Source organism: Granulicella cerasi, from assembly GCF_025685575.1.
Taxonomy (GTDB): Bacteria; Acidobacteriota; Terriglobia; order Terriglobales; family Acidobacteriaceae; genus Granulicella; species Granulicella cerasi.
This window is the reverse complement of record NZ_JAGSYD010000002.1, coordinates 350,051-376,247: the sequence shown is the minus strand read 5'-3', so window position 1 is coordinate 376,247 and position 26,197 is coordinate 350,051. Positions and strand designations below refer to the sequence as shown.

The following is a 26,197-nucleotide window of genomic DNA, read 5'->3' as shown; positions in this document are numbered from 1 at the left end:
CCGTAGTGTTGGCTTAGTGTTTTGTCGGTTCGTTGTGTTGAGCGTCGAAGTGTGTGCGCGCTGCAAGTGCTATATCCGCAGAGGGCCATGCGGTTTGCATGAGAGACACGCGGTAGTGAAAGGTGCGAGCTACGACGACGTCGATCGGTTCTCGCACGATCAGCTTTTCGCCGGTCACGAGTGTGAGCGTCGTATCGGGTGTGGCTTCCGCGTAGCGAATGAGGTCGCAGTTGATCGTGATGCTGTTGCCGTTGAGTCGAGTGAGTTCAATCATGCGTGAGGCTCCAGGCTCTTTATCGGAGCTGGAACGGATTGCATGAGCCGAAAGATTTTTCTCAAGCGATTGGCGTGTGCGCCGATGAAGTGAGGGAACCCGGCGAAGACTCAGCAGCACGGAGCCAGCGCCACACGGCTCACACACTTCAAGCAGCACACTTCACGCAACACACTTCAAGCAACACAGGAGATCCGCATGTCCCTCGGTGTCCTCAATAACATCGCAGCAATGTATGCGCAGAACAATTTGAACCAGACGCAGTCGAACCTGAGCAAGACCTTGAATCAGCTCTCGTCTGGATCGCGAATCAACTCGGGCTCGGACGATGCGGCGGGTCTTGCCGTCGCCAACGGCCTGCAGGCGAATACCGCTGCACTTACGCAGTCCTCGCAGAACGCAACTGACGGCGTTGGTATGCTGCAGACCGCGGACGGTGCTCTCGCACAGGTCACGAACCTGCTCAACCGCGCGGTGACGCTCGCAACCGAAGCAGCCAACGGCACGTTGAACTCGTCGCAGGTGAGCGCGGCCAACCAGGAGTACCAGAACATCCTCACGGAAATCGGCAACATCGGTTCCACGACGAACTTCAACGGCAACCAGGTCTTCACGTCGACGGGCACTTCCATCGTGGTTTCGGACGGCACCTCGAGCGGAACCACCACCTTCAGCGAGAAGACCGGCGTGCTCAGCACGGCTTCGGTTGGCACGACATCTGGCGGTGGCGGCGTCGATTTCGCCTCCACCGCGATCAGCACACTCACGGCCTCCACGGCGACGACGGTACTGACCTCGCTCACGTCAGCGATCCAGGATGTGGCGTATCAACGCGGCACGATTGGCGCGGAAGTAAACCAGCTCGACGCAGCAAGCAATGTCGCAAGCGCAGAGTCGGAGAACCTTACGTCAGCGGAGTCGGACATCATGTCGACCAACTACGGCCAGGCCACGAGCGACATGGCGAAGTATCAGGTGCTCTCGCAGACGGGTATCAGCGCGCTCTCGCAGGCCAACAGCGTGGCGCAGGAAGTGCTGAAGCTGCTGCAGTAGACCGCAGCGCAGTCGGGCCCAGAGACGCGAGCGCTCTTACATCGAGCGCTCGCGTCTTTGTTTAGCGAATCCTCATATTGGAACTAACGTTTTTCTCAGCATCTGCCGATGGAGATGGCAGAGCGAATGCATCTATCCGCCACACGCTCACTCTGCGGAGATTGTCTCTATGGCCACAATCGGACTGTCATTCGGATCTGCCACCAGCGGCGCAGGCTTTGATGTTGCGTCGACTGTGTCGCAAATTATTGCGATCCAGCAGGCGGTAGAGACGCCGTGGAAGACGCAGCTTACGAATCTGAAATCGCAGGACACGGAGTTGTCGACGCTCGGGACCGAACTTGCGACTGTCGCCACAGACCTGCAATCGCTCACGGACTTTGAAGGCGTGATGGCGCAGAAGAACGGCTCGAGCTCGGACACAAGCATCGTGTCCTTGAGTTCGGCGTCTTCCTCTGCTGTCGCGGGATCGCATGAGATTGTCGTGAGCCAGCTTGCACAGACCTCCTCGGTTTACACGCAGTCTTTGGCGAGCGGAACAACCATTGCAGGAAGTATCACGATTCAGGTGGGGAGCGGTACCGCGCAGACGATTGATGTCAGCGATTCGCAGAACACGTTGAGCGGTCTGGCCGCTGCGATCAACAGTGTTGGCATGGGCGTTACCGCGAGCGTGATCTCAGATACGAACGGCCAGCGCCTTTCGATCGTGAGCGCGACCAGTGGCAGTGCTGGTCAATTGACCATAGCGTCCAACCTGACGAACGCCACTTCTGGCAGCAGTATTGCGACGCAGGTGGGCCACAACGGGCAGGATGCGCAGCTCACGGTGGATGGCATTTCGATGACGAGCGCATCGAACACGGTCACGAGCGCGATCCCCGGGGTGACGTTCCAGATCCTGTCGACGTCGACGAGCGCCGTGCAGGTGGAGATCACGAACGACACCGCTTCCATCGCAACGGCGATCAATACTTTCGTGACGGATTACAACAAGCTGGCGACGGAGATCAACACGCAGAGCGGCAAAGACTCAAGCGGCAATGAAGAGCCTTTGGCGGGCAGTCGCACCTTGGCGCTGTTGCAGGAGCAGTTGACCGGCGCACTGGTTGCGGGTGGGGGACAGGGAGCGGTTACCTCGCTTTCGCAGCTCGGCATTGCTGTGAACCAGGACGGCACGTTGAGCTTCACGCAGAGCACAGCGCTTTCCGCGCTGAATGAGAATTTCGCGGATGCCGTTGCGTTCTTCCAGAACTCGGGCAGCTTCGGCGTGAACCTCACCTCGACGTTGACGGGACTGAGCTCGACCGCGACTACAGGTGCGATCTATCTGGCGTTGAAGGAAAACTCCTCGCAAGAAAGCACGCTGAACGACGACATTGACGACCAGGAAGACCGGATCGCGTCGCAGAAAACGCGGCTGACGACAGAGCTGAATAACGCCAACGAGATCCTGCAATCGATCCCGTCACAGCTCAGCGAAATCGATCAGATGTACGCAGCGATCACCGGATACAACGAGAAAGGGTAACGAGAATGATGGATGAGCAGCAGTTGATGGATAGTTATCGTGAGCAGACCTTGAGCGGTGCCACGGGCATTGAGCTTGTCATTGCGCTCTACGATGGAGCGATTCGTTTCCTTTACCGTGCCGTGATGGCGGTGGAGGAAGAGGATGCGCGGGGCCGTCGAATCGCGGTGAAGAAGGCCCTCGACATTCTGATGTACCTGCAAGCGCGACTGAGGCCGGATGTCGGCGGCAAAACTGCGCAGGCCCTGGGAGATTTCTATGCAGCGATGTTCCAGTTGACGCTGGAGGCTTCGCATCGCGCGTCGGCAGAGGAGCTGCAGGAGATCATTCTCTGCATCCGCAATGTGCGTGATGCATGGATGGTCGTCGCTCGTGATCCTGAGGCGAACAAGATTCTTCCGCGAGAGCTTCGCACGCGAGAAGAGAAGTTCACCGCTGTACCGACACACGCTGTAGCGCAGGAGTTCGCTGCGGAGAGCACTTCTCGTGGCTGGGCTGCGTAGCTTGGCTGCTTAGTTGTCTGGTTAGCTTTACACGGCCTCGAGCTCTTGCTCGAGGCTTTGCTTTTCCGCCAGTTCTGCGTAGTAACCGCCACGTGCGAGCAGCTCGTCATGCGTGCCAAGCTCTGCAACGCGACCGTCTACGAGCACCGCGATGCGGTCTGCGCTGCGAGCGGTCGAGACACGATGCGCGATCAGGATGGATGTGCGTCCCTGCATCACCGTGCGCAGGCCGTTGAGGATCTGCTCTTCGGTGTAGGTGTCAACCGAGGCGAGCGCATCGTCGAGAATGAGAATGCGCGGATCGCGGAGGATGGCGCGCGCGATCGCGGTGCGTTGCTTCTGTCCGCCGGAAAGAGTCACGCCTCGTTCGCCTACGATCGTGTCGAAGCCGTGAGGAAACTCGAGAATTTCATCCGCAATGTGAGCGACACGGGCCGCCTCGACGACCTCGTCACGCGTGGCACCGGGGACGCCGAAGCTCACGTTGTCATGGATCGTCGCGGAGAAGAGGAACGTCTCCTGCGGCACGGTGCCGATGGCTCCGCGAAGCGTCGCAAGCGGATAGCTCGCGATGGGGCGACCATCGATCAGCACCATGCCCGCGTCAGCATCCTGCAAACGCGGAATCAACGCGGTGAGCGTACTCTTGCCTGCACCTGTGGGTCCGACGATCGCCAAGCTTGAGCCTGCAGGGACGTGGAGCGAAATGTCGTGCAGCACCTCGGGTCCAGTGGCGTAAGTGAACCGCAGGTGATCGAAGGTGATGTCGCCCTGGATCGCAACATCCTTCAGCGAAGCATCTGCGTTAGAGTCGTCGATTGCGGGTTTCTCGATCATGAGTGCGTGGATGCGGGTAACGCTTGCCGTGCCGCGCTGCACGAGATTCACAACCCAGCCGATCGCGATCATCGGCCACGTGAGCTGCACCATGTAGACGTTGTAGCTGGTGAACTGTCCGACCGTGATGTGATGCAGTACGACTTCACGACCGCCGACCAGCAATGTGATCATGAGCGATAGGCCGAGCACGAGTTCGAGCGTCGGCCAAAGCATGGCCATCAGGCGCGCGAGCAGCAGTGAGCGACGGATGTACTCACGGTTCGATTCTTCAAAGGCCGCGATCTGCGCTTCTTCCTGCGCGAAGGCGCGGATGAGGCGTGCGCCGGTGAAATTCTCTTCGGCCTGCGCGGAAATGTCAGAGAACATCGCCTGAATGCGTTCGAAGCGCGTATGAATCTTCGCGCCGAAGTACTGCACCAGGATGGAAGCGAAGGGCAGCGGAAGGAAGGCAACCAGCGTAAGGTGCGGGCTGATGCGCATCATGAACGGCAGCGCGGCCGCGGTGAAGACGATGGTGTTCGCCGCGTACATGATCGCCGGGCCGAGCAGTTGGCGGACAGCGCTTAGATCATTCGTCGAGCGCGCCATGATGTCGCCGGTACGATGGCGCTGGAAGAACGATGGTGGCTGCAGTTCGAGGTTCGCAAAGAGATCGTTGCGGAGGTCGAATTCGATCTCGCGCGAAGCGCCGATGATGATCTGGCGCATGAGATAGAGGAAGGTTCCTGAGACTACCGCGAGGCCCAGCAGGAGCGACGCGTAGAGCGCGACATGTCGCGCGGAGAGATCGTGTCGAAGGCCGTCCACTGCGCGCCCGATGATGAGCGGCAGCACGGCCTTTGTACAGTTGTAGATGACAAGCGCCAAACAGCCCCAGGCGAAGCTGCGCCAGTAGCGACGGAGATACGGGAAGAGTGGGCGTAGGCGATTGAACATCTGTCTGCAGTGTATTGGATGAACGAGAAACGGCCGCGGCTCAAAAAGCCGCGACCGTTTTCAGTAGCGTGGATTTACTTGGTTTCGGGCTTTGCCGTGGGGGCAGCACCATTGGTCGCCGGAGTTGCGGGCTTCTCTTCCATCTTCGGTGCCGGAGCGGCCTTCGGCTTGGGCTGGTCGTCGCTCTGTGCCACGAGTTCCACGTCAAAGATCAGCTCTGCCTTTGCGGGGATGACGGGCGGGTGGCCCTGGTCGCCGTACGCCAGCGGGTAGGGCACGAAGAGGCGACGCTTGCCGCCGACGTGCATGCCTTCAAAGCCGGTGTCCCAGCCCTGGATGACGCGGTGCTGGCCGTAGGGGAACGAGATGGGCTCGCCGCGGTCCACAGAGGAGTCGAACTTGGTGCCGTCGGGAAGGTAGCCGGTGTAGTGCACGGTGTACCACTTGTTCGGTAGCGCGAGTTCGCCGGTACCGATCTTCGTGTCGATGTAAACGAGCGAGATCGTGATCGGCTTCACATCGAGAGCCTCGCGCAGCGCGGGGCTCAGCATTGGCGACGCGTAATCGAGCGAAATGTCGGAGCGCTTCGTGATGGTGTAGAGCGGCTTCGCGCAGGGGCTGCCTGCCGGGAGCGCTGGAATCTTTTCAGATAGCTTGGGCAGGGTGACGCAACCGCCAAGAGCGGATTCGCTGCTCACCGCCTTGTGCGCGGTCGCGGCGCGATGAGGCGCGGCAGCGGGCTTGGCGGTCTGCGCGGCGATGCTCAGGGCAGAGCCGGTGAGGACGAGGACGGAGAGGGAAGCGATCGAGGATTTCATCTCGCATCCAGTGTAAGCAAAAACGCGCTTACGTGGGCGTTCTCAGCAGCAGATAGCCGCCAGCGCAGGCGAAGAGGATATCCGGCGACCAGGCGGCTAATACCGCAGGCAGTGAGTTTACGTTGCCGAGATTTTCGGTAATGCCCGCGATGACCCAATAAGCGATCGCCAGTCCCACGGCCGCGCTCATGCCCGCGATGGAGCCGCGCTTGCCCGCCTGTAGTGAAAAAGGAATCGCGATCAACGCCATGACGAGGGTGACCAGCGGGTAGGCCAGTTTCCGATTGAGCTGCACGCGCAGACGCATCGTGTCGAAACCGCTCTGGCTCAGGTCGTGGATATACGTGCGCAGCTCCGTGAAACTCATCTGCTGCGACTGGCGATCTTCTTTCTTGAAGTACGAAGGGCGTTCGCGAATCTCAGGGAAGGTGGCGTGGGCGAAGGTCTGGTAGTCCGAGACGGAGTCGTCGCCGAAGGAACGCTGCCACCCATTCTCGAAGATCCAGGTGTGCTCGTTCTCATCCCAGCGCGTGCTCGTGGCGAAGATGCGGCGTGTCAGGCGGAAGGTTCCGGGCTCAAACTCGAAGACCGTCAGGTTTGCGAAGACGTTCGTGTCTGGACCGAAGAACTGGTAGTAGAAGATGCGCGTCGGCTGCGTCGACCCGCCGGATTGCCCGGACATCCACTTGCGATCAGGACGCAAAAACGTCTGAGCAGGCTTGCCCTTGATGGTGGAGAGTAGCGCTTCCTGCTTGCGGTTGGCATCGGGCAGATAGAACTCATCGAACGCGAACAGCGCGGCAGAGATCAAGGTCGCAATCAGCAGGACGGGCGTCACCATGCGGTAAAGGCTTGTTCCCGTGGCCTTCATCGCGGTCAGTTCGCTGGTGCGGTTGAGCGTGCCAAAGGTGATGAGCACGGCGACGAGCGAGCAGACAGGTGTGACGTTATAGAGGATGAACGGAATGAGGTTCATCAGGTACTCGCCCACGGTCACGAGCGGCGTGCGGTACTTGATGATGTCGCCGATCAGCTCGAAGAACGTGAAGATGAGAAACAGCACGGTAAGGCTGAGCAGAACGAGGATGAAGTTCCGCACGAAGTTGCCCATCACATACTCGTCGAGGATGAGGGGGAAGCGCACATGGAGCGCGCGACGGAGGCGTTGTGTCCATTGATTGCTGAGCGTATTCGTACGCAGCTCGCTGGCCGGAGTTTTCTGCTTCTTCGAGAAGATGCCGGCGATCGTCGATCCGAGCTGAGAGAGCAGGCCCAGCGAGAGCGCGCTGCGGGACATCTGCTGAATGAGCACTCCGCCAGCGAGCGCGAAGAGCACGTTGGCTCCCCATACGCCGACGCCTGCAGAGACCTTGCCCTGGCGCGCCATTGCAATGCCCATCGACGACGCGAAGTAGTAGAGGAAGACGAGCAGCAGCGTAACGACGAAGCCCGTGCCTTTACCGCCTCGTTTGGAAGAAAGTCCCAAGGGCACGCCGACCAGCATGAGCACCAGGCAGGCGGCCGGGAAAGAAAAGCGACGGTGCAGCTCGATGCGGTATGAGCGGCTATCGCCGGGGCGATGCATCAGCGTCCAAAGCTCGCTCGTCGGCGTTGCCTGCAGCGGCGTATCGCGGCGACTCAAGTGAGAGTCTTCGCCTTGCTGCCCGACCTGTACGGGCAGGTCCGCGGTGTTGAAGGTGGAGATATCGTACCGGTTGGGATCGTCGCGCGAAAGATCATGCCGCGAACCATCTTCCATCTGCAGATGAAGTGTCTGCGCGTCGCTGCTGAGGACGTACGTGCGCTCGGCGGAGATGATGCGCGGTTGTGAAGGCTTCGTCAGATCGGCGAGGAAGACGTGCTTCCAAAGGGCGGTCCCATTCGCGCCGGGCTGGACTTCCTGCACGTACAGCACGTAGTTCTTGAAGTCTTCGTAGAAAACGCGCGCCTGCACTTCGACTGTGGCCTGACTGGTCTTGGCCTGCTCCTCATACTGAAGCAACGCCCGGGCCGCGCGGGGTGCGAGCCATAGCGAGTTCGCCAGGCCGAGGCCCCACATGACCACGGCAAGCAGGCCGACGATGCGGATGAAAGACATCACCCCGAGTCCGCTGGCGCGCATAGCGGTGATCTCGCTGTCCGCGGCAAGACGGCTCAGGCCAAGCAGAATGCCGATCAGCACCGCCATCGGAATGGTGAGCGTGAGGAAGTTCGGCAGCAGATAGCCGATGAGCAGGAGAATGTCGCCCGGACCGGCCACGCCGCGCACGGCGAGTTCCAGCAACGGCAACAGATAGCGCATAAACAAGATGAACGTGAAGAGCACGCCGCCGAGTGCAGCATAGCCAATCACTTCGCGAAGGATGTAACGCGTGAAAATGCGCACTGAGAGTTGAACCGTCCTGTTGGGAGCAGTTTATCGCGCGGCGCGGAGGCGAAGCGAGTTCGCCAGCACGGAGAGCGAGCTGAGAGCCATCGCCAGGCTCGCAAAAACAGGGCTGAGCGTGAGTCCGAAGTGCGGATACAGCGCTCCGGCGGCCAACGGCAGCATGATGACGTTGTAGCCCAACGCCCAGAAAATGTTTTGCCGCATCACGCGCTGCGCCTGACGGCCGAGACGAAAGGCGGTTGGCACCAGGCGAAGGTCCGGGCGCAGCAGCAGAATGTCGCCAGCCTCGCGGGCAAGGTCCGTGCCACCTGCCATGGCGATACCGAGGTCCGATGTGGCAAGAGCAGCGGCGTCGTTGATGCCGTCACCCACCATCGCTACGCGATGGTGTCGCGACTGCAGCTCCGCGATAGCCTCGGTCTTTCCGGCGGGGGTGCAGCTTGCGCGAATCTCTTCGATGCCGACTTGCTGCCCAATGGCTTCAGCAGAGGCGCGGACGTCGCCAGTGAGCATGAGCGGCTGGATGCCGATCGTCTTCAACGCGCGAACGACGTCGATCGCTTCCGGCCGCGGTTGATCCTCCGCAAGCATGGTGGCCGCGTGCACGCCGTCCACGACGATGTACAGCGGGGTCGCCGAGCCATGTTCGGCGGTGGACGTCACTGGCAGCAGAGCGCTATTGCCCACAGCCACTACGTGCGCATCGACGGTCGCGACGACGCCTTCACCGGGGCGCACGATCGCCTCCGTGGCAGCGAGTCCCGCGAGCCCCAGCGTCTGCGCGTAGTCGAGCACAGCTTGCGCGAGCGGGTGCGTGCTGTTCTTCTCAACGGCTGCGGCCCAGGCTATCAAATCATGGGGAGAGAACGCATCATAGTGTTGCTCAAAGCCGACGATGGCGGGTGTGCCATGGGTCAGGGTGCCGGTCTTGTCCAGAGCGATGCGCTGGATGTCAGCAAGTCGCTCAAGCACATCGCCACCTTTGATCAGTAGCCCAAGCTGCGCAGCGCGACCGATCGCTACCGTCACCGCTGCAGGTACCGCGATGCCCATCGCGCAGGGGCACGCAACGATCAGCACAGCGATGGCCATGGACGACGCGCGCACCGGACCCACATGGCCCACCATCAGCCAGAGCGCAAAGGTCAGCAGCGCCAACACCAGCACGCAGGGCACGAAGATCGCGCTGATGCGATCTCCCCATCGCTGCAGCGGCGCGCGCTTTCCCTGCGCCTGTTCGAGCAGTTGAGCAACCTGTGCGACGGCGGCATCAGCTCCGACGGCCGTGGCTTGCAGCACCAGGACTCCGTCGAGGTTCAAGGTTCCGCTCGATACGCGATCGCCCGCATGACGCACGACCGGCAGCGGTTCGCCGGTCAGCATCGACTCGTTCACGGAGCTCTTGCCGTCGAGGATGATGCCGTCGACCGGAATGCGGTCGCCGGGAAGAACGCGGACGATGTCTCCTGCCACGAGCGCGTCGACCGGAAGAGATGTCTCCTGCAGCTCATTCCAACTCGCGGGGATTGCCTCTTCCGCTCCGAGCAGGAAGCGAGCTGAGGATGCCTGCATTTTGCCGAACGCCGCGAGCGCTTCGCCTGCACGGCGTCGCGCGCGCGACTCAAGCCAGCGGCCCACGAGCAGGAATGCGAGGATCAACGCTACGGCCTCGTAGTACAAATCCGCCGAGCCTGCGTGGGCGAGCATCCACTGCGGCGCAACCGTGGAGGCGAACGACGCCGCGAATGCTGCGAGGGTCCCGACAGCGATGAGCGTGTTCATGTTGCTCGCCGCGTGCCGTGCCGCGCTCCAGGCTGCACGATACACTTCGCCCGCCAGAACCATGCTCGTGCCCGCGATAGCGCAGAGCGTCCAACGCAAGATCGCGGGGGATATCTGCATGGACCACTGCGGCATCATTCGTGCGCAAAGCCCGCATGTGCCCGGGTGCATCATCAGCGGCATCGAGAGCAGCATCGCCACCGCACCCAGCAGCACCGATCCCAGCACGCGCGTACTCTGCGCGTCGGAGTCCTGCGCTTCCGTGGCTCCAGCAGCTTTGCTGCCGGGAAGGGACGCTCGATAGCCAGCTCGCTGCACGGCGGTGATGAGGCTATCGGCAGACACAGCCGTGCGTACTGCTACGGTGGCCGTGTTCGTCATCAGATTGACGTTGGCGGAGTCTACGCCAGAAACACCCGCAAGCGCGCGCTCCACATGGGCCTGGCACGCCGCACAGGTCATGCCTTCCACCTGAAGACGAACGCTGGCCTGCTCAGACAACTTAGGCCCCCGCGACAACGCGCGTGGGATAGCCGGCCGTCGTCAACGCGTCGATGACTTGCTGTGACGGCAAATTTGTCTCAGCTTCCGCACCGCCGATATGAACTTCGGTGGCGCGCGTGCCGTCGAGCGCGTTCAGCGTTTTCATCACGCTGCGAACGCATCCGCCACAGCTCATCTTTTCGATCTCGAGAGTTAGCTTTGCCATCTTTACTTCCAATGCTTCCGGTTACGAGAGTCGTCTAGGCAGAGAACTCCGGTGCGAAGCGATAGCCCACTCCGCGAACCGTGATCAGGAAGCGAGGATTCGCCGGATCGGGTTCGAGGTAGCGACGCAAGCGCACGATGAAGTTGTCGATGGCACGCGTGTCGGTATCTTCGTGCACGTGCCACACGTTTTCCAGCAGGTCTTTGCGGGCGATCACTTTATTGGGTCGCTCAAGCAGATAACGCAGCAGGTCGGCTTCCATTACAGTCATGTGCACAACCTGCTCGCCGCCCCGGATTTCCAGGCCTGCGAGGTCGATCTCACGCTCACCGAGACGTACTGGTTGTTCGTCGATGGCTGCGTCTGTCTGCGGATGTAGCGGTGTTCGTTGCCACTGCACGCGGCGCATCAGCGCGTGCAGTCGCGCGAGTAGAACATTCAGGTCGAAGGGCTTGGGCAGATAATCATCCGCACCTGCTGCGAAGCCTTGCACGATGTCCTCCGTGCGTCCGCGCGCAGTCAGCATGAGCACAGGCACATACCATCCTGCATCGCGTAGAGCGCGTGCGATGGAGAAGCCATCCATCCCCGGCAGCATCACGTCAAGCACCACAGCCGAAAGCTCGCTCGCGTGTTCCAGCAACCACGCGAGCGCAGCATCGCCGTCAGCTTCATGATGGACGCGGTAGCCTTCTGCTTCGAGGTTGAACAGGAGGCCCTGCGCGATATGTTCTTCGTCTTCAACGACGGCGATCAGCGGCGTCGTGTTGGAATCACTCATACGTTCTCCGACACAGCGGCTACGCCGTTCGCGATAGCCAGGGGAAGCCTCAACAACATGGTAGCTCCATGCCCAAGCCCTTCGCTCTGCGCGCGGATGCTGCCGCCATGCTGTTTCGCGATGGTCTTCACCAGAAAGAGTCCGAGACCCGTTCCCTTGATCTTCACGCGGTCCGTGGAGAACGACCGATAGAAGCGTTTGAAGATGCGCTTAAGCTCGCGCGGATCGATGCCGAGTCCCTGATCTTCAATGGTGATCAACGCCCAGGTGTATTGGTCGATCGAAACGCGGCAGCGCACATTTACACCGTTCGGCGAATACTTCACCGCGTTGTCCAGCAGATTGATGACCGCAGTGCGGAGGTCTTCAGGATTGCCCATCACGTAGAGGCGGACGCCGCCCGAAGGTTCAGCGAGCGTGATGGCGCTCGGTGAGAGTTGATGCCGCTGCAGGGCGACCGCTACGGAGTCAGCCATCAGCGCATGAAGATCGATGCGCTCGAAGCGGCCTTGATTGGCTCGTTGCCCGAGCTCGCCGGCTTTGAGCACTTGTTCCACGGTGGCGAGCAGGCGGTCGGTGTCAGATCGCATGACCGTGTAGAACTTGTGCCGCTGTGCCTCGTCGAGCGTTCTGCGCTCGAGCGTGTCGAGATAAAGGCGGATGCTCGCGATCGGCGTCTTTAACTCGTGAGTGACGGCGTTGAGGAAGGAGTCCTGGCGCTCGTTGCGGCGGATCTCGCGGACGAGGAAGACGGTGTTGATGACGACGCCTGCGATGAGGATCGCAAAGAGGATGATGCCCAGCAGATCGAGCGCGAGGCGGCGGCCGTTATTGTGAACCCAGGAGATGTTCAGCACCACGGCAAGCACCGTCAGGCAGACGCCGAGTGTGATGAAAAACGCGATCGCTCCTCGGCGCCGGGTGAGGTTCATAGATGAGGGAAGTATAGATGAGGGAAGCGGCGCCAAAAGCAGAAGGCCGCTCTCTTGTGAGAGCGGCCTTTCGCTTTTGCGGATCGACTAGACGCCAGCGGGCTTCGGGTTTTCCGGATCCCACTTCGCGATCTGGACCTTCTTCGCGAGGCCGAGCTTCTCCATGAGCCAGATGCCGTAGTAGTTGATGTCGAACTCATACCAGACCAGGCCGTGACGAGCGCTGACCGGATGCGCGTGATGGTTGTTGTGCCAGCCTTCGCCACCGGTGAAGATCGCAACCCACCAGCTGTTACGCGAGTCATCGCGCGTTTCGAAGCGGCGCTTGCCCCAGAGGTGAGCAGCCGAGTTCGTCAGCCAGGTAGCGTGCAGGCCGAGGCAGACGCGGAGGAAGGTCGCCCAGAACATCATGCCGAGGCCGCCAGCGAGGCGGTGGCCAGCAGGGGCGAGTGCAGCACCGATGCCGATCTGGAGGAAGCCTGCGATCGTCAGCGGGAGCCAGTGGTACTTCGACAGCCAGACGTGCACGCGATCGCGCGTAAGGTCGGGAGCGTAGCGGCCGAGAAGAGCGGTTTCCGAGTGCAGCGCGCGGCCGGTAAGAATCCAGCCAGCGTGCGCCCACCAGGTGCCGTCATGCGGCGAGTGCGGATCGCCTTCCTGGTCTGAATTCTGGTGATGCACGCGGTGCGTGGCCACCCAGAAAATCGGTCCGCCTTCAAGTGCGAGCGTGCCGCAGATGGTCAGCACGTACTCCCAGAACTTCGAGGTGCGATAGCCGCGGTGCGTCAGCAGGCGGTGATAGCACATGCCGATGCCCACGTTGATCGCGAGGAAGTACATGACAACAGCGGCAGCCACGTTCTTCCACGAGAAGAAGAAGAACGCACCGATCGCAAGCACGTGGAAGGCGGTCATCGCGATGGCGGTGACCCAGTTGATGCGGCCATCGTCAAACTTGCGGCCGAGGCGGATCTCTTCGCGCAGCTTGCGGCGCTTCTCCTCTGCCACTGTGACGGAGCCGTAAAGGTCTGTAACGGTTTCTTGCGAATCGATAGTCGGAGTCATGCGTTTGCTTCCTTGGTGGTGAATGAAACTTGAGTGATCGGGGACTCTACATTTCCAACCATAGTGCGAATGCTGACAGAGTGGTGTAACAGTTGTGTACTTGTTGCCGGACATTTCATACGCGCAAGGAAAGAGGCCCCGAACAGTGTCGGGGCCTTCTTTGAAATGCTGCTGGATCGCTATGCGAGAGCTACTTCGCGTTCCGGCTCGTGCTCGTAAGCGTGCTCTACTGTCGGCTCGTGCACACGTTCAAGACCTGTGCCGAAGAGCCCGATTGAAACCAGCAGAATGAGCAGCGGTTCGATCGGCTGACGATAGTCCATGGAGCTGTGCGTCAGGTAATACGGCAGGGGGAAGATCACGATCGCCACGATGTACGGCATCAGCGTGTTCATGCGTTGACGGCTCCAGCGCCTGACGCCGCGAGCAGTCGCCCAGAGAAGGAAGAGGCAGAAGGGAACGTTCGGCAGATCGAACGGCTCGTAGCGCAGATACTGCGGTGCAAACGACCAGTAGCCCGTCCAGAAGCGCACAACGCGTCGTGCCGTGGCGATCAGGAAGAAGTCCGGATGCTCCTTCACGAAGGTGATGGAAAGTTCGCGCTTATGCTTCAGGTAATCAAGCTCGCCCATTTGCACGTACTTCTGCAATTCGACGTTGCTGGAAGCCGGATGCGTGGAGGCGGAGTTCGACTCATGTGCATCGCCGCTGTTGCCGGCGTAGAACTCTTCCCAGAATCCATCGCGGACGAAGAACGTCGCGTGCATCACCTTCATGTTGCGGATCGTCCACGGGGTGCAGGCGGCCGCGAAGGCCAGCGAGGCGATGATGATGCGGCCGGAGGCGAGCCATGTGCGCTGACCACGCGTTCCGTGCGAACGGCGCCAGACCTTCGCCGCCGCGATCAGCAGCAGGAAAGGAAGCATCGTCGCAATCGACGGGTTCGTCATCACGGTAATGCCGTAGAGCAGGCCGAAGAGGCACCACATCCACGCGCCGCGGCGGTGGAGCGTCTGCGCTACCAGGATGCAGCTGGTGAAAAGCAAGGAAGTGAGTGCGTAGTCCCAAATTCGCGTTGCAGAGAAGTAGATTGCGAACGGATAGAGCGCCCAGGAGATGGCGGCGATGCGACCTGCGCGCTTCGAAAGCGCGTTGCGTGCCACGAAGTAGAGCACGACCGCAGTCAGCGAAGAGCACACGCTATTGAAGGTGAGAATCGCGACGGCGGAGTGGATCGTGTTCAGTCCAAAGAGGAAGAACGAACCGGCTACCAGATAGGTATAGACCGGTGGAACCAGCGCCGTGGGGCCGGTAAATGCCAGATAGGGCGAGCTGAAGCCCATGCCCATGAAGATCGAGCGGGCCGTCCAGCCCACTTCCCAGCTTTCCCAACCCAGATCGTTGTAGCTGATCGTGTGCGAAGGAAGCTGATGCACCAAAACGAACAGGACTATAAGACGGATAGCGAGCGCGAAGCAGAAAACAGAGCCCAGAAACACCGGAATCGAATGGAAACGATCAAGCCACGACTGCCGCGATGAACCTGCGTGCGACACAGTGGAGGTGCGGGTCTGTTTGTTGGTCTCAGTGAAAATAAGAACGCTTCCTTCGTTGGCTAATGTTCCAACTATTCTATGCGAACGGCGGGGGACCCGCTATCGATTTCGCCAGGGCTTGGGATTTGGTTCAGTGCTGTGAACCGTTATGGGTCACCTTGTTGGACGGAATGAACGTCCTAACGAGTGCACGATATCATGCAGCAAGGAGATCTTTTGTTGACAGAAAGTGGTACACAAGCGACGCGCATTGTGCCTCGGACGTTCTGGGTTTGTGCGGTCATCGCCATCGTGGTCTGGGCCCTCGTCCCCAATTATGTCGTTGGTTGGGACTTGAACGTTTACAAGGCCGCCCTGATTTCACTGCGGCACCACCACGATCCCTACGCTGACGCAATTGCCGTGCAGCGTGCGTTTCACGCAGAGGGGCCTCATCCTCCGGGCACTCCCGTCCCTTTCTGCTATGTTTACTCTCCGATTACTCTGCCGATCGTAGGGCTGGCCGCACGCCTCCCGCTGGTCTTCGATGCCATCGTCTACTGGACGATTTATGTCGCTGCCACCATTGCAGCCATCTGGTTCGGAACGAAGTTCTTCATCGATGAGCGCGAGCGTCGCGTCTTCCGGTTTGTGCTGCCCGCCATCGTGTTCTTTCCGGCCCTGCTGCAGAACGACGTCTTCTTCGCGGGCAATATCGCTTACATCCTCTATGCCGCGCTGCTGCTTTGCACCTGGTATGCGTTGCGCAAGGGAGCTTGGCTGCCGTTCTATCTCGTGCTCGTCGCGGTGAGCTGCGTCAAGGCGCCGTTGATGTATCTTGTGGTCATTCCGCTGATGCTGGCGAAGAAGCAGTGGCTTCCTGCTGCGATTGCGGTCGCTGCGGGTGTGGCGCTCTTCCTCATCCAGCCGCACATCTGGCCGGACCTCTACCGCAACTACATGACGGGCGTGGAGCTGCAGTTCTCGTTCAACCACGACTTCAGCTCGTCGCCCTCGGGTCTCACGGCGGATGCATTGTTCGACGTGTTGCCGTATAAGCCGGTCTGGGGCGGCTTCTGGCTCTTCTGCTCCTGCCTCTTCGGCGGCATTCTGCTATGGCTCCGCAAGCAATACTTCGCGGGCCGTATCTCGCTGCAGCAGTGGGTCCCCGTCATGCTGTTGGGCGTGGCTTTGCTGAACCCTCGCATCATGGAGTATGACCTCGCTCCGATCACGGTCTTCTTCGCTTTGATCCTGTGGCGTTTCTCGGGCAGCATCACGAACTCCTTCGGCGCTCAGATCGGTGTGGCGCTCGGGGCGTTCGGCCTGGCCAACGGTCTGGCCGCTCACACGTGGCGTCCTACCGCTTGCATGACGCTTGTGCTGCTCTTCTTCTTCGGTTCTTATGATCTGTTCCGTCGGGTAAAGCGCGGCGAGCCTGCACTGGGCTCAACGCTCTATCCGGCCCGCGCGTAACTGCACCGTTCAAAAGGAAAGAGGCATGGCTCTAAGCCATGCCTCTTTTTCCTGCTGTGGCGAATGTCTTAGTACGCTTCGTCCACCATGTTGATCTCGGTCATGCGCGCCGGCTTCTTCTGCCAGGTGAAGAGGTTCGAGATGGAGTAGTTCCACACCGAGCTCAGCACGATGCCGGCGAGGCTGGCGAAGTACCAGGACATCCCTTCGTTCAGCAGGGCGCGCGCGAAGATCACGTTGGCCCATGCACCGAACGAGCAGGCGATCCAGAACGAAAGCAGACCTGTAACGAGACGGAGTCCGCGCAACGAGCGATCACGCCAGGTGATCAGGTTGTTCAGGAAGAAGTTCTCCGTCATCGCAATGTAGGTCGCTGCGATCTGGGCCTTCACAAAGCTCACGTGGAAGAGATGAAGCATCACCCACACGCAGAGCAGATGCGTTGCCGCACCGGCCGCGCCCACCAGCGAGAACGCTGCGAAGCGGGCAGGGATCAGGCGGTGCGTCGCTTTATCGATGATCAGGAAGAAGTATTCGACTGCGGTATTCACGTCGAGCTTCGACTTGCCATGCCTGCGGGTGCGGAAGGTATAACCCACCTCCGCAAATCGCACCGGGCGCGAAGAAGACGCGAGCATATCGACGAGGATCTTGAAGCCGCCACCGTGCAGCGAGCGGACGACGCTGCGGAAGAAGCGGCGATCGACGAGGAAGAATCCGCTCATCGGGTCAGAGATGTCGCAACGGCAGATGCTGTTGGACACTCGCTGCCCCAGGCGCGAGATCCGCACGCGGCCCTTGGAGAACTCACCCATCGAGCCGCCCTCTGCGTTTCGCGTGCCGACGACGATATCGAAACCGCCATCGCGCATCTTGGTGAGCATCTGCGGCACGATCGCCTCATCATGCTGCATGTCGCCGTCCATGATGACGACGTAGCGGGAACTCGTGGCCAGAATGCCTTCAATGCAGGCTGAGGACAAGCCGCGGCGACCGATGCGGTGCACCAGACGTACACGCGGGTTGCGCGCCGATTGCTTGCGCACGATGTCTGCCGTGCCGTCAGGGGAGTCGTCATCGACGAAGATCACTTCCCAATGCAGGCCTGCGAGCACCTTTTCCAGGCGCTGGATAAGTTCCAGAACGTTCGCGCTCTCGTTGTACGTAGGAACAACGACCGCCAGATCAAGCGGGGTCGTCTCAGAAGGCGCTTCGTGAAGTGGTCCCCATGAAGATGAGGAAGGGCCGGTCATTGCGCTTGGAAGTCCTTCAGACAGAATGGGCATGCGTTAGTAAACCTCGCTCAAGAACGTAGACGACACCCATTCTTGGCGGGAGTACCGAGCAGGATGTCCAATTTTAGCCCACAAGCACAGCAGCGCGTCCCCGAAGACGGGAAACGCGCTGTGTACGCTGCTTTTGCGCCGGGACTAGCGCAGAAATGCACTGAGTTCCATGGCCGCAGCACGCAGCGGAGGAAGGAAGCGGGTCTGCATCTCCAGCATCGGCATGCGCGGTGCATGGCCGCTCAGGTTCACGCACGCCACGACGCGGCCGTTCGGTGCCTGCACCGGTACGGCGATCGAACGCAGACCAACCTCGAACTCCTGATCGCAGAGCGCATAACCGTTGCGGCGCACGTTGCGCAGCGCGAGGCGCAACTTCTCCGGCGAGTTGATCGTCTTCGGGGTGTACTGCTGCATGTGCACGCGTGCGAAGTAGGCTTCGAGCTGGTCCTGCGGAAGGTAGGCGAGCAACACGCGACCCATGCTGGTGCAGAACGCCGGAAGGCGTGAGCCGATGTGCAGATCGACGCTCATGACACGCGAAACGCTCGAGCGCGCGATGTAGACGATGTCGTCACCATCCAGCGTGGCCACGGAGAAGCTTTCACCGTGCGCGGCGGACATGCGCTCAAGAATCGGCTGTGCGGCGTTCGCCAGCGTGCTCGACGCGGTGTAGGTGTTGGCGAGCGTCAGCATCTTCGGTCGCAGCGAGTAACGCTGAGCTTCGTCGGCGCCGGCAAAGCCGAGCTTCACCAGCGTGTAAAGACATCGACGCACGGCAGCGCGCGAGAGGCCGGTGCGCAGGCTGAGCTGCGATATGGTCATCTGCGGCATCTGCGGCGTGAACGCCTGAATGACGACGAGGCCTCGCGCAAGGGAAGCCATGAAGTTGGGATCGCCGGTGTACACCTCAAGCGCGGCAGCGGGGAGAAGCTTCTGCTTGGCGAGCGCTACGGAGGCAGCGTCTTGCAGGGGAGAAGCGGAAAGCGGCGCAGAAACGGTGGGCATGGGCAGAGATCCTCTCTGGGCGCTACCAGGAATCGGCCACGCCATTGTCTTCACGATAAACGCACGGCGTGTCCGATTACAAGTATTTCGCACAGGCCATGCGATAAACGAACGAAGACGGTAGGCAAAGTAAAAGGGCGCGACTCTCGCCGCGCCCTACTTTGCTCCTCTTCATCGAGTGATGTCGAGAGTTACTTGGTTGCCTTGTACTTTTCGAGCAGGTTGTTGGTGGAGGAGTCGTGCTTGAGCTCGACCGGCTCCGCAATTTCCTTGATGATGCGCGATGCCAGCACCTTGCCGAGTTCCACACCCCACTGGTCAAAGCTGTCGATGTTCCAGACCACGCCCTGCGTGAACACGGCGTGTTCGTAGAGCGCGATCAGCGAGCCAAGCAGACGCGGCGTGAGCTTCTCTGCGAGGATCGTGTTCGACGGACGATTGCCCTCGAAGACCTTGTGCGGCACCAGTGCTTCAGCAACGCCTTCAGCCTTTACCTCTTCTGCGGTCTTGCCAAAGGCAAGCGCTTCGGTCTGTGCGAAGACGTTGGCCATCAGCAGATCGTGGTGGTTGCCGAGCGGGTTCAGCGTCTTGATGAAGCCGATGAAGTCGCAGGGGATCAGGCGCGTGCCCTGGTGGATCAACTGGTAGAACGAGTGCTGGCCATTGGTGCCGGGCTCGCCCCAGTAGATCGGGCCGGTCTGGTAGTCGACATGCTTGCCGTCGAGTGTGACGTGCTTGCCGTTCGACTCCATCGTGAGCTGCTGCAGGTAGGCAGGGAAGCGCTTCAGGTACTGGTCATACGGCAGGATCGCGACGGTCTGCGCGTCGAAGAACTCGGTGTACCAGACGCTCAGCAGGCCGAGCAGTGCAGGCAGGTTCTTCTCGATCGGTGTCGTGCGGAAGTGCACGTCCATATCGTGGAAGCCAGCGAGCATTTCGCGGAAGTTCTCCGGGCCGATCGCGATCATCGTCGAAAGGCCGATTGCGGAATCCATCGAGTAGCGACCGCCGACCCAGTCCCAGAAGCCGAACATGTTTTCGGTGTCGATACCGAACTTCGCGACTTCCTTCGCGTTCGTCGAGATGGCGACGAAGTGCTTCGCAATCGCGGCTTCGCCCGCGCCAGACTTGAGGAACCAATCACGTGCACTGTGCGCGTTGGTCATGGTCTCGAGCGTGGTGAAGGTCTTCGAGGCGATGAGGAAGAGCGTCTCTTCGGGGTCGAGATCGATCACGGCTTCTGCGAAGTCGGTGCCGTCCACGTTCGAAACGAAGCGGAAGACAAGGTTGCGCTGCGAGTAGAACTTCAGCGCTTCGTACGCCATCACGGGGCCGAGATCTGAGCCGCCGATACCGATGTTCACAACGTTCTTGATGCGCTTGCCGGTGTGGCCGAGCCATGAGCCCGAACGGATCTTTTCCGCAAAGCCGCTCATCTTGTCGAGCACCGCGTGCACTTCAGGAACCACGTTCTCGCCGTCCACGTTGATGACGGCATCCTTGGGCGCACGCAGTGCGGTGTGCAACACAGCGCGACCTTCAGTGATATTGATCTTTTCACCCTTGAACATCGCTTCGGCGCGCTCAGCCACGCCAGTTTCCTGGGCGAGCTTCACGAGCAGGTCGAGCGTTTCAGCGGTAATGCGGTTCTTCGAATAGTCGAGGAACAGACCAGCAGCTTCGACGGTGAAGGTCGTGCCGCGCTTGGGGTCTTCTGCAAAGAGCTCACGCAGATGCTTCGGCTTCAGCGTGGCGGCGTGGGCTGCAAGGGCCTTCCATGCGGGAAGGGAGGTAAGGTCTTGGCTCAAAACAATGCTCCTCGAATCGCTAGTCGCGTCGAGACCATTATTTCACCCATGCACGGAACGCACACGGGCCGCTGTTGAACGAGCTATGAATGTTGCGCGATCAGCGCATCCAGCGCGGCCAGCACATCGTGCGGTTCGGGGCGCACGCGGTGGTCGGCATGGACTTCGCTGTAGGCCACGCGACCGTTCTGCGCGATCACGAACGTCGACGCCAACGGCAGCCGCCAGGTGTTGTCGCCATTCATGAACGGCACATTCACCATGATCGAGCGGTAGTACTGCTGCATGTCGTCGGGCAAAGCGTATGCGATACCGTACTGCTCGGCGAGCTCGCAGCCTTTGTCGGTGAGCAGGGGAAACGTGATGCCGTGCTGGCTGGCGGTAAAGTCGTTCTGCCGAGGCAGCTGCGGCGAGACCGCCACGAGCAAAGCTCCGCGCGAGCGGACCTCCGCAAATGCCTGTTGCCAGACCTCGAGCTCGGTCATGTCGTAGGGATCCCACCGTCCGCGGAAGAACTTCAGCACCAGCGGCCCGAGAGCCAGCAGATCCGCCGCACGCACAGTTCGACCCGTGGTCGCATCCGGCAGGGCAAACATCGGAGCGGATGCGTCCACCGTCAGCGCACGATCTTCGATCCCGGTAGAGAAGAGTTCGGCGATCCAGCGGTCCGCGATCGCGAGCCGATCAGCCTGCACCAGCGCGCGTGTCTGCTCCGTGATTTCGTCCAGCCGGGCTTGCAGTGAGTACGTGGAAAGCATCGGGGAATCGCTCGAAAACGTCATCTGCTCCAGTGTAGTGCCCCGGCTGGCACGCGGGTGTGACGCAGGGCACCCTGAGTGCCGAATCGGGACAATTTCCGACGGAGAACGACACGTGTCACCGAAGATGGGGATACCCAGTCACCCCTTTGGGGGCGCAGAATGTATCTGACAGAAATTAGAGGGTGAACCCCTCCGTTGAGGCTGATCTGTGTGGACGTTATCCCATTATCTTGATGTGCCGGAACTGCTCGTGTTCCTGTTACTCGCTGGCGTCCTGCAGAGTCTGCGCCGTGGTGAGGATCAAAAATCACGTCTGTGGATGGTGGCGATCGGCCTGATCGCGCTCGAAGGCATCGCGCGTATCGTTTACCTGGTGCCGCTATCGAATCAGGCGCATCGTCTCTCACACGTTGTCGCGCTCGACGCCTACGTGATCGCGGCGTTCGTCTTCCTCTACGCAGCCATCTGTCCGGTCAAAGACCTGCGCCGCCCTGTCGCACTGCTCACGATCTGCGCACTTCCTCCGCTCGCGATGTTGGCGATGTATGCAGAGTGGGTGACTTCGCCGCTGGCATTCGTCTCCGTGGGGGTGAGCGGATTCGTACTGAGCCTTGCTGCGGTGGTGACGCTGCGCTACCCGTTCATCTGGTCGGCTGCGCTCACGCTCGCCTGGGCGCCGATCATCCTGATCTTTGGCATCGGCGAACTGCGAGCAGGCGCGTACACCACGCTGGCGATTCTCTTCGCGTTCGCGGGCATCGCCTTCGCGCGCGCGTTTGATCGCGGGCATCGCGGCAAGTATGTTGTTGTGGCTGGGTTCCTGCTGTGGGCGCTCTGCTTCGTGCTGCATCCGTTCGTGGCCGAGCATGCTCAGAACTGGGGCCCGATGCTCAACCAGGTCTGGGACCTTGAGAAGTTCGTTGTGATGTTCGGCCTGTTGATGGTGACGCTGGAAGAGCACAGCGCGCGCAGCGAGTACCAATCGTTACATGACGAACTCACCGGTCTTGCGAACCGCCGTCTCGTCAACGATCGTCTGCAGCAGGCGTTGGCGCGTGCGCAGCGCGACCATTCGCGGCTCGTCGTCTTCAACATGGACCTCAACCGCTTCAAGCAGGTGAACGATTCCTACGGGCACGGTGCGGGTGATGAGTTGCTGCGTGTTGTCGCGGAGCGTCTGTCGTCGATCACACGTGCTTGCGATACGCTGGCGCGTGTCGGTGGCGATGAGTTCCTGCTGGTCTCCTCAGACTTCAATATCTCTGAAGCAAATCGTCGCCTTGATCCGGATGTAGCGCTGCGCCAGCAAGGCGAAGCCTGGGCCAACGCGCTGCGTGCTGCGGTAGAAAAGCCTGCGGCCTTGAGCAACGGCGATATCTGCATCACGCCGTCGATCAGCATCGGCTTCGCGATCTATCCGAACAGCGCCGAGGATCTCGAATCGCTCTTCGCGCTCGCCGACAACGATATGTACTCCAACAAGCGCCGCTACTCTGCCGCAGAGCGGACGCGCTCCGCTGGTTCTGCGCTTGCGGGTGCAGCCGTCGCCGACGCGATGGTGCTCTAGCCGCGCCCTACGTTTTCCACGAAACATCTCACTCTGCTTCGGGTCAATTCCTCGCAGCACTTCACGTTGTGGTGCGAAGCTCTGAATTTTCATTGCTTCGCGCAGACAACGTTGATAGTGTGGGGCGATTCCTACAGCAGGTGCGAGGTATCGCAGGAGACGAGGTTCGATATGCGTGGACGAACAGTTACAGGATTAGCGTTGGCGCTCGTGCTGGCCAGCGGTGTTTCCGCAGTGAAGATGCAGGCCCAGGGCTACGGCCCTCCCCCGGGTGGGCAGTACGGTCCTCCGCAAGGCCCTCCGCCACCGCCGCCGGGACAGGGTGGCAACACGCTGCGCGTGAACCAGAGCCTCTACCGCGGGCAGTCGCTCGTCTCCACCAACGGCATGTATCGTCTGGACTTCCAGGGCGACGGCAACGTGGTGCTGAAGCACATGCGCAGCGGTCGTGTGATGTGGGACATGGGCACGGCTGGTTCGCCGGCGTTCCGCCTCACCATGCAGGATGACGGCAACGTCGTGCTTTACATGCGCAACGGTCGCCCGATCTGGAACACAGGCATCACCGGACCGCAGATGCGTCATGGGCAGGTGTTCATCCTGCAGGATGACGGCAACCTCGTCGTCTACTCGCGCGGACAGGTCTACTGGTCCAGCCAGACCGAGCGTCGTCACGGCCCGGTGAACTGGCGTTAGGCAATTTCGAAGTCGAGTTAGCCCCCCCCGTGCTTTTGAGTCCAAACGTCTCCTCCAAATGAGGAGATAAGTCTGGATCGACTCTGCACGGGGGGAACTCTCTTTTGGATGTCTTGCTTGACCCGCGCCTGTCCTACAGGTGTAATAGTGGGAACGTTTCCAAGCGATTCGATGACGGGCCCTGAACGATCTCTCGCAGTCAAGCTGCGGGTTTGAGGCTACGCCTGTCTGCGTACGCGGAAGACGCTCCTGCACCTCAGGGCAGGCATCCTGCAATTCAAGAAAGTACCTACAGAGTGAAGAGCTTCAAACTCATAGCAGTCGCAGCATCCTTGTTTGTTTTTTCTGGCCTCACGGCCTTTGCACAGGCTCGTACGGCGGAAGTCGCCGTCGGTGGCGGATACTCCTACCTCGATACCGGCCGTCAGGGCGAAGAGGGCTACAAGAACCACGGCACCTTCGACGTGTCGGCGTCGTACAACATCGTGCGCAAGATCTCCGTGGGTTTTGAATACACCCTGACCCCGCTGCACTCGCAGACGGAAAGCGGCGTCACGGCCAGCGTGGACCTGCACAACTACGGCGGCGTTGCACGTTTCGGCCTGTTCTCGGCGAAGGCGATGATGCCCTATGTTTCGGTGGTGGGCGGCGGCCTGAAGCTGAAGGGCAAGGCCACGGACGGCACCACGACGGTCTCGCAGACCTTGTCGGGCGGCTACCTGGGTGCGGGTCTCGGCGTGAACGCGTACCTGCCTGCAGGCTTCGGCATCCGCCCGGAGGTCCGCTACGAGCGCCAGCAGCTTTCGCACTCGGCGCAGCAGTACGACGTCTTCGCGGGCAACGGCCGCAACGAAATCACCCTGACCGGCACGCTCTTCTACACCTTCGGCGGCCGCCACAAGCGGTAACCCGACCCACGCAAGGGCCGCTGCCGGAATCGGTGGCGGCCTTTTGTGTTTCAGTCGATGCCGAGGTCGTGTGCCATGTGTGCGTCTGGAAGGATCTCATCCAGAGGCAGGTTCTGTTGATCGACGAAGATGGCGACGAGGCCGATCCAGACGGTTTGGGGCGTCCATGGCAGGAGTTCTGCGGGTGGTGGGAGCGGCTTGCGGGTGTGGAGGAAGAGGAAGCCCTTCCCGCGCTCGCTGATGGTGGGGAGATGCTTGGGCGGCACGAGGTTTTGCTCGGGCGTGAGCGAGAGCGTGCGGCAGATCAGTTCGTAAAGCTCCCGCACCGTGCTGGTTTGCGCGAGGTCTTCGTCGGCGAGGGTGACTCCGAAGAACCCTTCGCAGCGGAGTGCGATTTCGACACTGTCCAGACCCATGGGGAAGGGTATCGCAGGTGTAGGGCCTGTCGATTAAGAGTCGAATGTTCTGGTGGAGATTGGTGGCTGGGTGGAGGAAGGCAATTTGGTCGTTGCGCTTTGCTTCACGACGGCCTGCGGCAGCAAGGAAGGGTTTTGTGCGGTGGGTGGATGTCACGGCTGAAGCCGTGACCCTTCGTTTTTGTTTTGTGTGGGATTTGGGGAGGGATGAGGTGAGGTGTTGTCCTCCGGCTTCCAGCACCCGCCTCAGTTGTTCCTATTTCACTATTTGCAGGGACAGTGATGGAACGCGAGCTGAAATGACCAAACGGCCATGTAAAGCCAGCCAATAAAAAAGATTCGAGGAAGCATGCGGCCGTAGGTTCGGTAGCTACCGTCGTATCGCCTTTTGCCAAGACCATCCGCATCATGGATGCGATGGAATATTTGGTATTCGCGTGGGATTTTTAAATCATTCTCGACGTCTTTGAGGCGTTTCCAGTAATAGCTGATGTACTCGTTCAAGCGCTCATTGTTCAAAACCCAAAGGACGGTAAACAGAATTGCTCCGACTGAGAGAAATCCTGAAGTAAACCAATGCTTTTCGTCGAAGACCTTCCATATTCCTGCGGCCAAGGCGAGTTCGAATACGACGTAGTAGCTTGATCGCGTCCAGTATTGCTCAACCTGAAATTTCCAGGTGTCTACGGCGACTTGATAGGACGTGTTCACCAAAATAGTGTTTGGCGGCGAAGGCTCTGACATGCTCTGGTTGACTCCGATTTTGCCGTAGGATAGCAGCTTCGTGGCTGGCGAAAGAAAGCAATTCGGTCGTTGCGCGCTAGGGCGCTTCACGACGGCCTTCGGCAGAGCGGAGGCGCTCCAGCGCGGGTGGTTGGTGGCGCGGCTCAAGCCGTGCCCTACCGTTCTTGGCTCATGGGGCATTTGGTGGGATGAAGGTTCGTGGCGGGGCTGGCGGTTGTGGTCTCCCACGCGTCCGCAGCAGCGTGTACGGATGGGGCACCCAAATTCTTGCTTAGACGACAGGTGGGCTACCCGCCATGGAGCAACGCGTCACTGTGAGTCGGAGGAGTGCATATCGCCAACCTCTAAGATTACAATAATGGTATTCCACTCTTGAGGT

Annotated in this window: 23 protein-coding genes; 7 read left to right on the top strand and 16 right to left on the bottom strand. The window is 60.4% G+C overall.

Translation table 11 applies throughout. The features are described from left to right. Window positions 1-13: 13 nt before the first annotated feature. Window positions 14-274, bottom strand: a complete 261-nt coding sequence (locus OHL11_RS07085) for a flagellar FlbD family protein (RefSeq protein WP_263370797.1) — start codon at window positions 272-274, stop codon at window positions 14-16. Window positions 275-472: 198 nt separating this feature from the next. Here OHL11_RS07085 and OHL11_RS07080 point away from each other — a divergent pair, with 198 nt between their 5' ends. The 3 genes from OHL11_RS07080 to fliS all read left to right on the top strand — a co-directional run bounded on the left by OHL11_RS07080 (window position 473) and on the right by fliS (window position 3,361). Continuing rightward, the gene (locus tag OHL11_RS07080; RefSeq protein WP_263370796.1) at window positions 473-1,327 is read left to right on the top strand and encodes a flagellin; all 855 of its coding nucleotides are present in this window, start codon (window positions 473-475) and stop codon (window positions 1,325-1,327) included. 169 nt (window positions 1,328-1,496) lie between these two features. After that, window positions 1,497-2,858, top strand: a complete 1,362-nt coding sequence (fliD, locus tag OHL11_RS07075; protein WP_263370795.1) for a flagellar filament capping protein FliD — start codon at window positions 1,497-1,499, stop codon at window positions 2,856-2,858. A 5-nt stretch (window positions 2,859-2,863) separates the two neighbouring features. Then, window positions 2,864-3,361 carry a flagellar export chaperone FliS gene (fliS, locus tag OHL11_RS07070; protein WP_263370794.1) on the top strand — a complete coding sequence of 166 codons (498 nt, stop codon included), beginning with the start codon at window positions 2,864-2,866 and terminating at the stop codon, window positions 3,359-3,361. Between the two features lie 27 nt (window positions 3,362-3,388). Here fliS and OHL11_RS07065 read toward each other — a convergent pair whose 3' ends face one another. From OHL11_RS07065 to OHL11_RS07025, 9 genes are all read right to left on the bottom strand, one after another. After that, a complete protein-coding gene (locus OHL11_RS07065) occupies window positions 3,389-5,137 on the bottom strand; it encodes an ABC transporter ATP-binding protein (RefSeq protein ID WP_263370793.1) in 1,749 nt (582 codons plus the stop codon). Window positions 5,138-5,211: 74 nt separating this feature from the next. After that, complete coding sequence (locus OHL11_RS07060) at window positions 5,212-5,955, bottom strand: FKBP-type peptidyl-prolyl cis-trans isomerase (RefSeq protein WP_263370792.1); 744 nt, start codon at window positions 5,953-5,955, stop codon at window positions 5,212-5,214. 28 nt (window positions 5,956-5,983) lie between these two features. After that, window positions 5,984-8,341, bottom strand: coding sequence for an LPS export ABC transporter permease LptF (gene lptF / locus OHL11_RS07055; protein ID WP_263370791.1), 2,358 nt, complete (start codon window positions 8,339-8,341; stop codon window positions 5,984-5,986). Window positions 8,342-8,371: 30 nt separating this feature from the next. Next, window positions 8,372-10,627, bottom strand: a complete 2,256-nt coding sequence (locus OHL11_RS07050; protein WP_263370790.1) for a heavy metal translocating P-type ATPase — start codon at window positions 10,625-10,627, stop codon at window positions 8,372-8,374. 1 nt (window position 10,628) lies between these two features. Beyond that, window positions 10,629-10,835 (bottom strand): heavy-metal-associated domain-containing protein, encoded by a 207-nt coding sequence (locus OHL11_RS07045; RefSeq protein WP_263370789.1) that lies wholly within the window; start codon window positions 10,833-10,835, stop codon window positions 10,629-10,631. A gap of 34 nt (window positions 10,836-10,869) precedes the next feature. Then, window positions 10,870-11,616 (bottom strand): response regulator transcription factor, encoded by a 747-nt coding sequence (locus tag OHL11_RS07040; protein ID WP_263370788.1) that lies wholly within the window; start codon window positions 11,614-11,616, stop codon window positions 10,870-10,872. After that, the gene (locus tag OHL11_RS07035) at window positions 11,613-12,548 is read right to left on the bottom strand and encodes a sensor histidine kinase (protein WP_263370787.1); all 936 of its coding nucleotides are present in this window, start codon (window positions 12,546-12,548) and stop codon (window positions 11,613-11,615) included. Before OHL11_RS07035 ends, OHL11_RS07040 begins: the two co-directional genes overlap by 4 nt. 87 nt (window positions 12,549-12,635) lie before the next feature. Further along, window positions 12,636-13,613 carry an acyl-CoA desaturase gene (locus OHL11_RS07030; protein WP_263370786.1) on the bottom strand — a complete coding sequence of 326 codons (978 nt, stop codon included), beginning with the start codon at window positions 13,611-13,613 and terminating at the stop codon, window positions 12,636-12,638. A gap of 179 nt (window positions 13,614-13,792) precedes the next feature. Then, on the bottom strand, window positions 13,793-15,049 hold the full coding sequence (locus tag OHL11_RS07025) for an ArnT family glycosyltransferase (protein WP_263370785.1): 1,257 nt from the start codon (window positions 15,047-15,049) through the stop codon (window positions 13,793-13,795). Window positions 15,050-15,385: 336 nt separating this feature from the next. Here OHL11_RS07025 and OHL11_RS07020 point away from each other — a divergent pair, with 336 nt between their 5' ends. Next, on the top strand, window positions 15,386-16,624 hold the full coding sequence (locus OHL11_RS07020) for a hypothetical protein (protein WP_263370784.1): 1,239 nt from the start codon (window positions 15,386-15,388) through the stop codon (window positions 16,622-16,624). 68 nt (window positions 16,625-16,692) lie between these two features. On the opposite strand, the gene OHL11_RS07015 is transcribed toward OHL11_RS07020, so the two are convergent. From OHL11_RS07015 to OHL11_RS07000, 4 genes are all read right to left on the bottom strand, one after another. After that, entirely contained in the window at window positions 16,693-17,877 is a 1,185-nt protein-coding gene (locus OHL11_RS07015; protein WP_263370783.1) for a glycosyltransferase, read from the bottom strand. Window positions 17,878-18,054: 177 nt separating this feature from the next. Then, on the bottom strand, window positions 18,055-18,918 hold the full coding sequence (locus tag OHL11_RS07010; protein WP_263370782.1) for an IclR family transcriptional regulator domain-containing protein: 864 nt from the start codon (window positions 18,916-18,918) through the stop codon (window positions 18,055-18,057). 191 nt (window positions 18,919-19,109) lie between these two features. Further along, window positions 19,110-20,726: a glucose-6-phosphate isomerase gene (gene pgi / locus OHL11_RS07005; protein ID WP_263370781.1), complete on the bottom strand. Its 1,617-nt coding sequence runs from the start codon at window positions 20,724-20,726 to the stop codon at window positions 19,110-19,112. An 83-nt stretch (window positions 20,727-20,809) separates the two neighbouring features. Further along, a complete protein-coding gene (locus OHL11_RS07000) occupies window positions 20,810-21,508 on the bottom strand; it encodes a peroxiredoxin-like family protein (RefSeq protein ID WP_263370780.1) in 699 nt (232 codons plus the stop codon). A 187-nt stretch (window positions 21,509-21,695) separates the two neighbouring features. Between OHL11_RS07000 and OHL11_RS06995 the strand changes: the two genes are divergently transcribed. The 3 genes from OHL11_RS06995 (at window position 21,696) to OHL11_RS06985 (ending at window position 24,658) form a co-directional block, all read left to right on the top strand. Then, complete coding sequence (locus OHL11_RS06995; protein ID WP_263370779.1) at window positions 21,696-23,054, top strand: GGDEF domain-containing protein; 1,359 nt, start codon at window positions 21,696-21,698, stop codon at window positions 23,052-23,054. A gap of 171 nt (window positions 23,055-23,225) precedes the next feature. Further along, the gene (locus OHL11_RS06990; RefSeq protein WP_263370778.1) at window positions 23,226-23,750 is read left to right on the top strand and encodes a hypothetical protein; all 525 of its coding nucleotides are present in this window, start codon (window positions 23,226-23,228) and stop codon (window positions 23,748-23,750) included. Window positions 23,751-24,082: 332 nt separating this feature from the next. After that, on the top strand, window positions 24,083-24,658 hold the full coding sequence (locus OHL11_RS06985) for a porin family protein (RefSeq protein ID WP_263370777.1): 576 nt from the start codon (window positions 24,083-24,085) through the stop codon (window positions 24,656-24,658). A gap of 50 nt (window positions 24,659-24,708) precedes the next feature. On the opposite strand, the gene OHL11_RS06980 is transcribed toward OHL11_RS06985, so the two are convergent. Both OHL11_RS06980 and OHL11_RS06975 read right to left on the bottom strand, forming a co-directional pair. Continuing rightward, window positions 24,709-25,074, bottom strand: a complete 366-nt coding sequence (locus tag OHL11_RS06980; RefSeq protein WP_263370776.1) for an acyl carrier protein — start codon at window positions 25,072-25,074, stop codon at window positions 24,709-24,711. Window positions 25,075-25,338: 264 nt separating this feature from the next. After that, window positions 25,339-25,965 carry a RipA family octameric membrane protein gene (locus OHL11_RS06975; RefSeq protein ID WP_263370775.1) on the bottom strand — a complete coding sequence of 209 codons (627 nt, stop codon included), beginning with the start codon at window positions 25,963-25,965 and terminating at the stop codon, window positions 25,339-25,341. Window positions 25,966-26,197 lie beyond the last annotated feature (232 nt).